Source organism: Desulfohalobium retbaense DSM 5692 (genome assembly GCF_000024325.1).
Lineage (GTDB): Bacteria > Desulfobacterota > Desulfovibrionia > Desulfovibrionales > Desulfohalobiaceae > Desulfohalobium > Desulfohalobium retbaense.
On sequence record NC_013223.1, the window covers coordinates 2003494 to 2016550 of the forward strand.

A 13057-nucleotide genomic window follows, 5' to 3' on the forward strand; every position below is an offset into this window, starting at 1 on the left:
ATAGCACCCGCCGTGCAACACAAACCGGTTTTAAGGAGGTAAGATCATGGCTACAGTGGAATTTCAGGGGAAAACATTTGAAGTCGATGAAGACGGTTTCTTGCAAAGTTTCGATATGTGGGCCCCGGAATGGGTTGATTATGTCAAAGAGCAAGAAGGCATCAAAGAGATCACCGAAGAACACCAGAAAGTGATCGATTTTCTGCAAGACTACTACAAGAAAAACGGGATCGCCCCCATGGTGCGCATCCTGTCCAAGGTCACCGGCTTCAAGCTGAAAAAGATCTACGAACTGTTCCCCTCCGGGCCCGGCAAGGGAGCCTGCAAAATGGCTGGCCTGCCCAAGCCCACCGGCTGCGTATAACGCGGTCACTACTTCTGCGAAAAAAAGGCGGTGCCTGACGGCACCGCCTTTTTTTATCCGCTGTTGACCCGATTGACCCCCTGTGGGCTCCTGCGTAAAGTATACAGCAGCTCGAAGTCCGGTCCTTGATCCAGTTCGCATGGCAAGCAGCTCTGCCCGCCTCAGAGGACCAGGGCAAAACCAAACCACAACTGCCGAACCGGCTCACGGACCTGTAAACGCCATCACCCCACAGGAGTTCGTATGGATATTTCAAAGACCATCGCTGAAATGAAGCAAGACCCGGGGTTCGCCCAGAACGTGGGCATGGTCCTGGCCCATAACGGAACCGCCCGGGAATGGTCGCGGGCGGACCGCTCTTCAGTGACTTCGCTGAAGGTCCAGCCCGATCAGGAAAAAATTGAACGCATCCGTCAGGAGATTTTGCAATATCCCGGTATCTTCGACATCCGTATCCAGGCCAATGAAGGGACGTTCACCCCGGGCGATGACCTCCTGTTTCTCGTCGTGGCCGGAGATATCAGGGAGAATGTCAAAAAGGCCCTGAGTGATCTGCTTGACCGTGTCAAAACGGAAGCGATCAGCAAGGAAGAAGTGCCCGGCGCATAGAAAACGCCACCACTTGGCGCTGGGTGTGTCACGCGCCCAGCAACTCCCAAACCCGGGCAGCCTCTTCCGGTTTTCCCCGCTTGAGGCAACCTTGGGCATACAGGCGAACCCTGTCGTGGAGGGCCGTCCGGGCCAATCTATGATCAGCCGGCGCTAAGGTGGCCTCGTCCACTGTTTTTTTCAGGGCATAGATACGGTAGAGGTCCAGTCCGATAATGCGCCGGGACAATTGGTCGGCGTGCCCGCCGTATTTTTCCACCAGCACGTTCGGCAACAGGCCGACAGGATAGCGCCCGGCCACCCTGAGCCAGAGGTCAAAATCTTCGCAGGCCGGAAGCGAAACATCAAAAGGGCCGCACTCCTGCCACAGGCTGCGCCGGAAAAGCACGCACGAGGGGCTGATCAGGCACATGGTCAGCGAGGGTTCCAGAATCCAGCCCGAGGGTTTGGCGTGTTTGAACCCGGGATTGACCCGCTTGCCGTTGCGGATCCAGCTCTCTTCCGTCTGGCAGATATGCCAGTTCCCCTCACTCAGGAAGGCCACTTGCCGGGCCAATTTGGCGGGAAGCCAGATATCGTCCGAATCCAAAAGTCCGATCAATGCCGCTGAACTGGCGGCTATGCCAACATTGCGGGCAGCCGAAACCCCGCGGTGTTCCTGGCGCAGGACACGGATCCGCCGGCCGAATTCCTGCTCGAGTGCTTCGGCCGTTCCGTCTGTGGACCCGTCGTCGACGACGATGACCTCCCGAGCGGGACGGGTCTGCGCAAGAACCGAAGCCACGGCACGTTCAACAGTCCCCCTGCGATTGTGCGTAGGGATAATCACTGCAACCTGAAGTTCTTTATTCGGCACGGCCTTCTCCATGCGCGTTTACGAAGTTATCAATGTCCGCTGGTTCAATGCCACCGCCTGGTATGCTATCACCCAAGCCCGGCTGCTTACGGCCCACGGCCATGAGGTCATGGTCGTCTGTCTGCCGGACTCGCCAGCCCATCTGAAGGCCCTGGAATACGGGCTTCCTGTCGCCACCCTGGACCTGAACACCACCTCGCCGCTGGGCATAGTCCGGCTGTACGTCCGCATGCGCAGGCTGCTCCGGGAATTTCCCCCGGAAATAGTCAATTGCCACCGCGGGGAGGCCTTTGTCCTTTGGGGACTCCTGAAATTGCAAAGCAGGGGGCTTTTTCGGCTCGTGCGCACCCGGGGCGACCAGCGTCCCCCCAAAAACAACCGCGTCAACCGCTGGCTGCACCGGAGTCTGGCAGACGCCGTAGTTTGCACCAACTCGGCCATGGCCCGCCATTTCCGGGATATCCTTGGACTGCCTGCCTCCCACCTCTGGCTCATTTTCGGTGGTGTGGACCGGGACCGGTTCAAATACGATCCTGAAGGACGACACACTGTGCGACAACGCTACGGCTTTGGCCCCCAGCACAAGGTGGTTGGTCTCTTGGGACGATTCGACCGCGTCAAGGGACAGTGGGAATTGCTCCAGGCCGTATCCCGTCTCTACCATGACGGGATGAGCGACCTCCGGGTCTTGCTCATCGGTTTTACCACCGCCACTTCCCAGGCGGAAGTGGAAGGATGGATTCAGGACCTGGGGCTGACCGAAGTGGTCCATATCACGGGATTGACTGAAGACGTCCCCGCCTGTCTCTCGGCCCTGGATCTCGGTATTGTCAATTCCTTGTGGTCGGAGACCATTGCCCGCGCCGCCCTGGAGACCATGTCCTGTTCCGTCCCGCTTATTGGAACCACCGTCGGAGTCCTGCCCGACCTGCTCTCCCAGGAAGCCCTGGTTCCGCCAGGCGACAGCGGAGCCCTGGCCGACCGCATCCGGGACGTTTTCAGCGATCAATCCCTTGTGCAGCGGCTGCACAAGCAGCAGGAAGAGACCATCCGCGATCTCTCCACCGACCATTTTGTTCAACACACCCAGAGTCTGTACACCCGGCTCCTGAGTCCCGACCGATGAAACACCACGCTTCACCCCAGCGCGCCTACCGCATGGACGCCCGACCGCGCGAAAGCGAACTGGCATTCCAGGTGGTCGTTGAAGAGACCGACCTGTGGATCACGGCCCAAAAAGATCTGAGCCCCGAGGTCCACTCGGCTGTGCACCGCCTGCGAGGGATGGTCAAAAACGCCCTGGCCCTCTATGCGGATTTCGGCCCAAGCCTGCGGCCGGTCCCGGTTCCTGACAGTGCACCGGCCCTGATCCGCGAGATGGCCGAGGCTGCTCTGGCCTGGAATGTCGGCCCCATGGCCTGTGTCGCCGGCGCCATCGCCCAGGGGGTGGCTGACAGCTGCCAGCCCCACAGTCCGGAGCTGCTGGTCGAAAACGGGGGTGATCTCTATCTCCACTCCACCCGCGAGCGGACCATAGGGTTGCTGGCCCAGCCAGACCAGGGTCTGCGGTTGGGGCTGCGCCTCAACGCCACGGATTTCCCTTGCGCCCTGTGCGCCTCGTCCGGCCGAATCGGCCATTCCCTGAGTCTCGGTTCCGGCGACCTGGTAGTCGTCCGGGCCCGGCAGGGCGCCTTTGCCGACGCCGGCGCCACCGCTCTGGCCAATCTATTGCACAGACGGCAGGACGTTCAGCGTGTACTGGACCAGGCCAAGGAGATGGCGGCGCAGGGACTGCAGGGCGTCTTCGCCCAATACGACGATCAGATCGGAGTCTGGGGACAAATGGAATTGGTCGAGGTGGGGTAAGACCTGCTGAAGCGGTGGCCGCGCACCGGACACGGCCCTGTATCTGCCTGTTGGAAAATTCCTTATACCCCAGGCCAGCCAAAAATCCCACGGGCAAAGCACAAAAAAAGTGGCTCTTCGTCACAGGGCATGGAATTTCAGACGCAAAAGTTTGCCGTCTCTTCTGTGTGCTTCGAGCGAAAGGCCCGCACATTTTCTTGGTCCCGCCAAAAGGGGGAAACCGGACCGCGAACTGAACGCTCCCAGGCGGATTTTGATGCAACAAGGGCCATCTTCGACACCTGGAGTTCTGTTCCTCTTGAGAGTCCGGAGGGGGCAAGGATCCCCCTTTGGCGGGATTGAGAAAATACCGGGCCGAAAATGGGCACACAGAAGAGACGGCAAACTCCAAAAATCCACAGGATCCGTCAAAGAACCAAAAAAGTTCAAGGTCGCAGCCCGCGTATTCGTCCGTACGAGTTTGAACCTCTTGCGGCTTTGCTGCCTATTGGGTGATTTTCACTGGCCTGTTCCGGGCCACCGTGATCGTTCTCTCGAATCGCAGTCTGCTCACACCCCCCGCTAAGCGCGAAAGGCCGGGGCACTGTCGCCCTGTCGTCACAGCAATGTCCGTCGAAACACGTTTTTTGATCAGCAGGAGGTTCCCATCTGCGGAAACTGAGCGGCCAGGTCGGCAAAGACGACCGGCAACCGTTCATGCATGGCGTGCAGCAAGGGCAGCATGACCTCACGAATCTGGGGATGCGCCGGACTATCGCACCGCAGACGAAATACATGCCGCCACTGCCGGAGATTGGCGGTCATAACCACTTCGGTTTTCAGGCTGTTGGGCAGCACCGAGCGCGCCTCCTGCGCCTTGGCCCCGGCTTCGATCAGGGCCAGATAATGGCGCTCGGCATCGCGCATGGCCGTTTCCCACATGCGGTAGGCCTCTGATCCTTCCTGCCAAAAACAGGGCCGGATAACCGTGATCTCATTGCCGAAACGCTCTTTGGCGTAGTTCGCGTAGCGGGTCGACTCCTGGGAAAAGGAGGCCAGCCGATGCCGGACCAGTTCATGGGAGACACCGCGATCGATCACAAAACGCACAGTGGCGCTGCCGTGTTCGATGACGCTCTCATGGCCCATATTGATGATTCGACCGATGAATTCCTCGGCCGTTCCCTGGGATATACGGTGTTCGGACTTGTAGCAGGTCCGCCCCGCCTGTTCGATAAGACGCAGGACCTGGTCACTATTTTGCAGGGAGAGGATCTCGGCGGAAGGATCGATAATACGCATAACTGGCCTTTTTACAGCAAAATTTTCAAGTGTTCGTAGGCCTTGGCCGTCAACACCCGCCCTCGGGGGGTACGCTTTAAAAATCCGCTCTGGATAAGATAGGGCTCATAGATATCTTCCAGGGTCCGGACCTCTTCGCAGCAGGCCACAGCCAGGGTCTTGACGCCCACCGGCCCGCCTCCGAACTTCTCAACCATGGCCTGCAATATCTTGCGGTCCATCATGTCCAACCCCAGCTGATCGACATCGAGGCGCTCCAAGGCAGCCGCGGCCTCCTCTGTGCCGATATGCTCAGCACCCTGAACCATGGCAAAATCGCGGACCCGGCGCAGGAGCCTGTTGGCGATGCGCGGCGTTCCCCGTGAACGGCGGCCGATCTCCAAGGCCCCGTCCGGAGATATGGCGATGGCCTGAATCTGGGCCGAACGCTGAACGATGCGGGCCAGGTCTTCCGAGGTATAATATTCCAGCCGGCACATCACCCCGAACCGGTCCCGCAGCGGCGAGCTCAGCAACCCCATACGCGTGGTGGCTCCGACCAGGGTAAACGGCTCGAGATCAATTTTGACCGTCCGCGCTCCCGGTCCCTGTCCCACCACGAGATCGAGCTTGAAATCCTCCAGAGCCGGATAGAGCACCTCCTCCACACTGGCGGGCATACGATGGATTTCGTCGACAAAAAGGACGTCGTAGCGCTGGAGGTTGGTCAAAATAGCGGCGAGATCACCACTTCGTTCCATGACCGGCCCTGAGGTCGAGACCAGATTGACCCCCATTTCCGTGGCAATGATCTGGGCCAGTGTTGTCTTGCCCAAGCCGGGCTGACCAAACAGCAACGTATGGTCCATAGCCTTGCCCCGTCCGCGCGCGGACTGGAGAAAGACCTGGAGATTGGCCCGCAGATCGTCCTGGCCAATGAATTCGTCCATCCGGCTTGGACGGACGCCTTCGTCAAGAGGGGAAGTATTCGGGTGTGTCATTGTGTGTGGCGGGCCAGCCGCTTCAGACAGGCCCGAATGATTTCACCGACATCCAGGTCGGGTTCCTGTTCCAAGATTTCGCTGAGCACGGGACGGACCTCCTCCTCGCTGTAACCGAGTCCGCACAAGCCCGACAAGGCATCCCCGAAAACCGAACCACCGGATGCCGGTGTGGCCTGCGGTGTTCCCGGCACGGCTTCCCCTTCCCAGGCGGTCAGTTTGTCCTTGAGTTCCCACATGATCCGCTTGGCCGACTTAGGTCCGATACCGCTGACCCGGGTCAATGCGGCGGTGTCCTCTGTCTGGGCAATGCGGGCCAGTTCTTCCGGCGTGAACGTGGAGAGGATGGCCAACGAGGTTTTCGGCCCGAGTTTGGAGACCCCGAGCAATTCAGCAAAGACATCCCGCTCGGCAAGGCTCGCGAATCCGTACAACTCCAAGGCGTCCTCTCGCACCACCGTGTGCACAAAAAGCTCCGCTTCACTGCCCTGTTCCAGGCGCCCCAACGTCCCGGCCGTGGCCTGGACATCATACCCTACGCCGCCGGCCGTGGCCAGCAGGCAGTGGTCCTTTCTGATCCGAAGCACGTCGCCCTTGAGATAGCCGATCATGTTGCATTTTCCTGGGATACGGTTGGGTTGCGGGCTCGTTGCTCCCCGCCCGGGGATATCGGACCGAGCGGGCTGCTACCTCCCGGCGGCCGTCAAGCGAGAAAGTCGCCGCTGATTGCAATGGCACAGCGCCACAGCCAGGGCATCACTGCTGTCTTCAGCCCACTGCGGTTTGCAGCCGAGCATCTGCCCGACCATGAAGGCCACCTGGGATTTTTCCGCCCGGCCGGCCCCAACCAGTGTTTTTTTGACCACGGTCGGCGCGTATTCGGAGACATCAAGTCCGCGACTGCCGCAGGCGGCCAGCGCCGCGCCCCGGGCTTGGCCGAGCTTGAGAGCCGAAGCGGTATTCCGAGCGACGAAAACATCTTCAATTGCCGCTTCGTGGGGCGACCACCGGTCTATGACCACCGCAATCTGTGTGAGAAGCGCGCCCAGACGGAGACTGAGTCCCTCCGAGGACTTGGGGCGGATGGTGCCAGTTTCCAGAAGTGTCAACTGCCCTGAACGTTCCCGGACCACCCCGAACCCAGTGCACCGGGAGCCGGGATCCAGGCCGAGCACCACCAGTCCATTTTCCGTGTCCACAATTGCCACGCCTGAACGCTAGTTCGCGAGTTCTTCGAGCAGGTCGTCGGGCAGATCGAAATTGGCGTAGACCCGCTGGACATCATCGTGGTCGTCCAGGGCCTCATAGACCTTGAGGACCTTCGCCCCGGTCTCCTTGTCCACAGGCACCGTATTCTGGGGGACCATTGTCACGTCGGCTTCGGTATATTCCAGGCCCGCGGAGGTATAGGCTTCCTGGACCTCGCTCAGGGCCTCGGGCTCAGTGCGCACTTCCCAGGTGTCACCGTCGTCCTTGACGTCGTCAGCTCCGGCCTCCAGACCGACTTCAAGCAATTGCTCCTCGTCGTAGCTTTCCTTCGGGAACCGCAAAATGCCGCGGCGATCGAACATCCAGGCCACACAACCAGATTCCCCCAGACTGCCACCGCCTTTGCTCAAAATATGACGGATCTCAGCAACGGTACGGTTCTTATTGTCCGTGGCCGCCTCAATGAGCATGGCTACGCCGCCGGGCGCGTACCCCTCGTACATGATTTCCTCGATGCTCTCAGCACCGATTTCCCCGGTTCCCTTTTTGATCGCTGTTTCGATCTTGTCCTTGGGCAGGTTGACCGATTTCGCCGACTCAACGGCAGCGCGCAGACGGGAGTTGCCGTCCAGATCCCCGCCACCCAACTTCGCGGCAAGCATGATTTCTTTGGTCACCCGGGTGAAGATCTTGCCCCGTTTGGCGTCCTGAGCGCCTTTCCGGCGTTTGATATTTGCCCATTTACTGTGTCCGGCCATGAAGAAGCCTCCTTAGCTCCTGGTCTATGTGTGAGTACCAGTCATCAATCGCTGTATGCCCATGGGGCGGGAGATGTCCGGAAACCGGTAAAAACGCAAGCCAGAACACTTCTGGCGCCCCCGCCTTTCTACTTGGAATCGCCAAAGCCAGTGGTCACTCCTGCCCCTTGAACCCGAACCCCATGACGAAAATTTCCTTGCTCTCCGCCCGGGAGCTTTTCGGTTTGGCGGTCTTGACCTTTTTGAAATACTGCCGGAGATCGCTCACGTATTGTGGCACATCCGGACCTTCAAAAATCTTGACCACAAACGTGCCCCCGGGGGTCTTCAATGTATCCAGTGCCACATCCCGAGCCATCTCGGCCAGTTCCAGAGAACGGGCCTGATCGGTGATTTTGACCCCGGTGGTTTTGGGCGCCATATCACTGAGTACAACATCAAATGGCGCCTGGCTGCCCATGACTTCGGCAAACCGGGGCGAGGGGTGGAGCAGATCATCCTGCAAGGCCGTGACATGGTCCGGCAGTTCGATGTCGATAGCTTGAAGATCCACGGCAACGACCCGTCCGGCTGCGCCCGTTTTTTTCGCGGCAAAAAGGGTCCACGACCCCGGAGCGGCGCCGAGATCCAGAATCCGTTGCCCTTTGGCCAGGAATTGAAAACGTTTGTCCAATTCCTGGAGCTTATACACGGAGCGTGCCGGATAATTGTCCTGCTTCGCGCGTTTGAAATAGTGGTCGCGGTATTTCTTCATACGAGATGGGTCCCTTGTCGCCAATGTGGGTCCGGAGGATAGCCTAAAGCTGTTTCGTAGCCAAGCCGCCTTATGTGCCTCATACCACGACAGGTGTCAAAACGCGGGGGTTGACCCACCCGGGCAAAGTCGCTAAAAATCGGGTCTTCTTTCGGGGGCGTAGCTCAGCTGGGAGAGCGCAGCGTTCGCAACGCTGAGGTCGTGGGTTCGATCCCCATCGCCTCCACCAAGAAAAATGAAGGGGCTGCAAGTCAATACTTGCAGCCCCTTTTTGCGTCTCGACATTTCCTACTCGATCTCGCCCTTCAAAAATCACGCTCGCAGGGAAAGATACCTGTAGATCGCTGCCAGCTGGCCCCGGGCGTCGAGACCAGCTTGGCCAAGGACCTGCTCCGCCCGGCCGCTACCCGGATAATGCCCCTCGGCAAAGGGGTGCAGCGAGCATTGCCGGCCCAGCGGCGACGTCACCCAGCGATACAATGTCGGCAGGGTGAAACCGGTGATCCCCATGGCGCGCTCAGCCGCACGGACGGAAAAAACCTCCTCCTGCTCTCGCGGCTCCAGGCTATCGAATAATTCAGCACTGGAGACCACAAAAACCTGGGGATCGATTCCATCGGCAATCAGCTGAGGCAGAACATCGTTGACAAAGGTCAGGGTCACGCCGCTGCCCTGCAAGACGAGGACAATATCCGGCTCGCCCCCGCTCTCGCGCAGACAATAAAGCCCCTGGACCGCTGCAGAAACCGGCGCCAAGCCCAACGCTTCGCGGTCTGGAACCGTCTCTTTCGGGCGAGTCACAAACGGGGCGATGACTGCCGGGCGCAACGCCAGGCTCCGGGCTAATAACGGAAAAACTTCGGCCGGTTCCCACGGCGTCAGGGTCACACACGCCTCGGCCGGGAAATTGCCCTGGAGTAGCTGCAAGGCCTGGGGATCAGCGTGCGTTGGCCCGTCCTCGCCAGTCTTCAAACCGGCGTGGCCGCAAACCATAACCAGGGGCAGCGGGGGTTCGCCGGTGCGCTCGGCACGGGCTTGGCATGAGATGGCGTGCAGTCGCGCAGCGATATGCCCCAATGGGGCCATAAACGCCCCATACGAAGAACCGACCCCGAGATACCGCCGCGTAGCCGCAAGCCCAGCGATCATCCCAGCCATATTGTCTTCACAGATCCCGCCGGCGGCAAACAGCCGCGTGTCTGGGTTGTCCCGGCTCTGGTACAATCCCTGGGGCCAGTCGCGCCCGGCCTGGCTGACGCTGGTCGAATCAAGGAGATCGGCCGAGGAGGTGAGAACCGCCCCACCGGCGACCCTGTTCCAGTAGCCGAGAGCCTTGCCCAGAGCCCCGCGCAAGGTTTCCGAAGAATTGGGGGCCACGGCCATATCCGACGGAACAGTGCTGCCCAAACGTCCTGCCGCCTGTCCAATTGCCTCCACATTCGGGGGCGAAGAAAACCGGGACTGACGCCCCTGTTCCAGGAGGCGCTCTCTGGCCTGCTGCACTCCGCCAGCCAGCCAGCGGCAGCATGCGGGCGCCTCACCGAGCAGGGAGCGAACTTGTTCCAATGCTTGCCAAAAACAGGCTTCCCTGATCTCGTCGCCGTCAGCGGAGGCACAGGCCGGCACCTCGGCGGCGGAACAGGAAGGAAGGTTGCCGTGCAATTCCTGCAAAACCGGTTCCAGGAGTTCGTAAAACGAGGTCGAACACAAGGCATGCCCAGCCCCATGCGATTTGCGGCCTTCAATACCGTATTGCCACCCTTTGGTCGTGCGGTAGACGATGGCCGTAGGCTGGCCGTTGGAGAAGGACAACGCCTTGGCCTGAGCCCGATCGATGCCCGACCAATCGGTGCCGTCTTCGACGCAGATGACGTTCCAGTCGTGCAGGCGGAGCAGTTCCGCTGGCTCCCACTGGACGTATTGACCGGGGCCGGCAGCATCGCGGCAGACACGATCCACATCAATGGAGGACTGGTTCCAGTCCAGATGGAGCACGAGATTGTCCAGGCCAGCCGTGCCAGCGCTGGCCAGGGCTTCGCTGACCCGTCCCGGCGTCAGACCGCCCTCGCCTTCGACCACATGGACCCGCGGGGCATTGTCCCCATAGTAATCCTTGAACCCCAGAGCCAGGCCGATCGCACCGCACAGGCCGACTCCTGAAGCGCCTGTGGCCAGCGGGACAAATGGGGTGGCCGGAGTCGGGTGCCCGTCCAGGGACTTGGCCTGGAACCGGTGCCGCAGCGGGGTCATCGAGGCCGGATTGCGCCGAAAGCCAAGCAGATCCTCAAGCCGCAGGCGTTGCTGCCACAACTCCGGCAATATCCCGGGCGCATACTGGGCGGCGATTTCATCACGCAGGGCCCACATGGCATAGAGCCCCAGCGCCTTGTGCCCGGCGGCAAAAACAATCTGGTCGGCGGCGGCCTCGTCCGGGGCGCCGAGATCGTAATCCATATGGTTCCAGATCAAATTGGCCACGAACCGGCCGCAGGAAATCGAGCCGCCGGGATGTCCCGAAGTTGGGACATAGTTATAGAGCATCGCGCAAAGTGCCCGATAAACAGCATCGAAATGCTCCAGATACGCACGTTCATCGCTTGTCAGTCCCGTGGTTGACGGGATATCTTCGCCATCCAGCCATTGACCGCGCCGCGGTCCCCATGTACAGCCCATGGTGTTCTCCTTCCAGTTTGCCACGCTTCAAAGAGGTTCGCCGTTCCTGGCGGGTATCTACCTGTTCTCCTTTTGCAAAGTAAAGAGGGATAGGATACAGCTCCCGGTGGTCCCGGCTTGCGCCAGCAAGGCCTGAAATCAAGCCACCGAACAGTTCCCAATGGCAGACATTGGAGACGTGCCTCTGCGTAGGCTTCAATTTTGAACGTTTCCTCGCCGCTACTTGGGCTGTTCCACGGCCAGCCAGACAAGGGACCTTTTTCAGCTGTCAGGTACGCCGGCATCCTCCCTGTATGCCGGGAGAACACACAACCCAGACATTCTGTGCCACAGGCCGCGCTCCGCGCCACCGCATGTCCGGCGGAAACCGCCCTCGACACGAACAAACCGGCCTGTACAACCAAGGATCGTGTATGTCGGACACCCCTTCTTCACTTCCCGAAAACATCCAACACGTCCAACTGGCAGATAAAGAGGTCTACCTCCTGGGCACCGCGCATGTCTCTCCAAGCAGCGTCCAGGACGTCCAGGACAGTGTGGCCGCGCTTAGTCCGGACACCATCTGTATCGAGCTCTGTCCCTCGCGCTACCAGGCCATGCGCAACCAGGACGCCTGGAAAAAGATGGATATCCTGCGCGTGCTTAAGGAACGCAAGGCCGTACTGCTTTTAGCCCAACTCCTGATGACCGCGTTTTATCGCAAACTGGGCGAACAACTCGGTGTCCAACCCGGCGCCGAAATGCTCGAAGGTGCCCGGCAGGCAGACGCCACCGGAGCCCATCTCGTGCTGGCCGATCGCGACGTGCAGATCACCCTGCGGCGGGTTTGGGGCTACCTCTCCTGGTGGCAAAAAATCAAAATGGCCTTTCAGATCATGGTCTCCCTGCTGGCCGCAGACGGCGTCGACGCCGAGCAGGTTGAATCTTTGAAAGAACAGGACCAGCTTGAAGCGGTCATGGAAAGTTTCGGCAAATCTCTCCCCGAGGTCAAAAAGCGGCTCATTGATGAGCGCGACATCTACCTGGCGGAAAAAATCCGTCGCGCCCCAGGGCAAAAAATCCTGGCCGTGGTTGGCGCCGGGCATGTCGCCGGCATCCGCGAGGCCGTGCATGAGGAAAACGACCTGGCCCCTTTGGAAACAACGCCGCCGAAATCGGTCTGGCCCACAGTATTGAAGTGGGCGATTCCGGCGCTGATCATCGGCCTGCTGGTTTACGGATTTTTCCAGGGCGGCGCCGCCCATTCCATTGAATCCATCTCCATCTGGATCCTGGTCAACGGGGTTTTGTCCTCTCTGGGCGCAGCCCTGGCCCTGGCCCATCCCTTGACTATCCTGATCACCTTTGTTGCGGCCCCACTGACCAGTCTCAATCCCATGTTCGCAGCCGGCTGGGCGGCCGGCATCGTCCAGGCCTGGGTCCGGCGTCCGACCGTCACCGACCTTGAAGATCTGCCTCTGGCTCTGACCAGCATCAAGGCCTTCTGGTTCAACCCGGTTTGCCGAATCCTTCTCGTTGTGGTACTGGCCAATCTCGGGAGCTCGTTGGGATCCTTCGTCGCCGGAAGCTGGATTGCTGTGCGAAGCTTTTAAGCCACAGTATCCCGGTCCAATCAAAAATCCTTCGCTTTCGGAACCCAAATTCCGGAAGGGTCAAGCATCCCCCGGCAGGCCTGAGAAAACCGCGACACGGCAAAGATTTGATACG

At 60.0% G+C, this 13057-nt stretch carries 13 protein-coding genes and 1 tRNA gene; 6 read left to right on the forward strand and 8 right to left on the reverse strand.

Annotated elements, in window-relative coordinates; genetic code table 11:
* The first annotated feature begins 46 nt into the window (after positions 1-46).
* The gene (locus tag DRET_RS08715) at positions 47-364 is read left to right on the forward strand and encodes a TusE/DsrC/DsvC family sulfur relay protein (RefSeq protein ID WP_015752166.1); all 318 of its coding nucleotides are present in this window, start codon (positions 47-49) and stop codon (positions 362-364) included.
* Between the two features lie 243 nt (positions 365-607).
* Positions 608-973 carry a molybdenum cofactor biosynthesis protein MoaE gene (locus DRET_RS08720; RefSeq protein WP_015752167.1) on the forward strand — a complete coding sequence of 122 codons (366 nt, stop codon included), beginning with the start codon at positions 608-610 and terminating at the stop codon, positions 971-973.
* Positions 974-1001: 28 nt separating this feature from the next.
* Here the strand turns inward: DRET_RS08720 and DRET_RS08725 are convergent, their stop codons facing one another.
* Entirely contained in the window at positions 1002-1829 is an 828-nt protein-coding gene (locus tag DRET_RS08725; RefSeq protein WP_015752168.1) for a glycosyltransferase family 2 protein, read from the reverse strand.
* A gap of 10 nt (positions 1830-1839) precedes the next feature.
* Between DRET_RS08725 and DRET_RS08730 the strand changes: the two genes are divergently transcribed.
* Positions 1840-2955: a glycosyltransferase family 4 protein gene (locus DRET_RS08730; RefSeq protein WP_015752169.1), complete on the forward strand. Its 1116-nt coding sequence runs from the start codon at positions 1840-1842 to the stop codon at positions 2953-2955.
* Positions 2952-3695: a UPF0280 family protein gene (locus DRET_RS08735; RefSeq protein ID WP_015752170.1), complete on the forward strand. Its 744-nt coding sequence runs from the start codon at positions 2952-2954 to the stop codon at positions 3693-3695. Before DRET_RS08730 ends, DRET_RS08735 begins: the two co-directional genes overlap by 4 nt.
* 630 nt (positions 3696-4325) lie before the next feature.
* Here the strand turns inward: DRET_RS08735 and thyX are convergent.
* From thyX to DRET_RS08765, 6 genes are all read right to left on the reverse strand, one after another.
* Positions 4326-4976, reverse strand: a complete 651-nt coding sequence (thyX, locus tag DRET_RS08740) for an FAD-dependent thymidylate synthase (RefSeq protein ID WP_015752171.1) — start codon at positions 4974-4976, stop codon at positions 4326-4328.
* A gap of 11 nt (positions 4977-4987) precedes the next feature.
* Positions 4988-5956 (reverse strand): Holliday junction branch migration DNA helicase RuvB, encoded by a 969-nt coding sequence (ruvB, locus tag DRET_RS08745; RefSeq protein WP_015752172.1) that lies wholly within the window; start codon positions 5954-5956, stop codon positions 4988-4990.
* Positions 5953-6567, reverse strand: coding sequence for a Holliday junction branch migration protein RuvA (ruvA, locus tag DRET_RS08750; protein ID WP_015752173.1), 615 nt, complete (start codon positions 6565-6567; stop codon positions 5953-5955). Before ruvA ends, ruvB begins: the two co-directional genes overlap by 4 nt.
* Positions 6568-6642: 75 nt before the next feature.
* Positions 6643-7155: a crossover junction endodeoxyribonuclease RuvC gene (gene ruvC, locus DRET_RS08755; RefSeq protein ID WP_015752174.1), complete on the reverse strand. Its 513-nt coding sequence runs from the start codon at positions 7153-7155 to the stop codon at positions 6643-6645.
* Between the two features lie 18 nt (positions 7156-7173).
* Positions 7174-7923, reverse strand: a complete 750-nt coding sequence (locus tag DRET_RS08760) for a YebC/PmpR family DNA-binding transcriptional regulator (RefSeq protein ID WP_015752175.1) — start codon at positions 7921-7923, stop codon at positions 7174-7176.
* Between the two features lie 154 nt (positions 7924-8077).
* Positions 8078-8677, reverse strand: coding sequence for an RlmE family RNA methyltransferase (locus DRET_RS08765; protein WP_015752176.1), 600 nt, complete (start codon positions 8675-8677; stop codon positions 8078-8080).
* Positions 8678-8830: 153 nt separating this feature from the next.
* Between DRET_RS08765 and DRET_RS08770 the strand changes: the two genes are divergently transcribed.
* Positions 8831-8906: transfer RNA gene (locus DRET_RS08770), tRNA-Ala, on the forward strand.
* Between the two features lie 83 nt (positions 8907-8989).
* Here the strand turns inward: DRET_RS08770 and DRET_RS08775 are convergent.
* Complete coding sequence (locus DRET_RS08775) at positions 8990-11350, reverse strand: transketolase family protein (RefSeq protein ID WP_015752177.1); 2361 nt, start codon at positions 11348-11350, stop codon at positions 8990-8992.
* Between the two features lie 413 nt (positions 11351-11763).
* Here DRET_RS08775 and DRET_RS08780 point away from each other — a divergent pair, with 413 nt between their 5' ends.
* Positions 11764-12942, forward strand: a complete 1179-nt coding sequence (locus DRET_RS08780; protein WP_015752178.1) for a TraB/GumN family protein — start codon at positions 11764-11766, stop codon at positions 12940-12942.
* Positions 12943-13057: the final 115 nt, after the last annotated feature.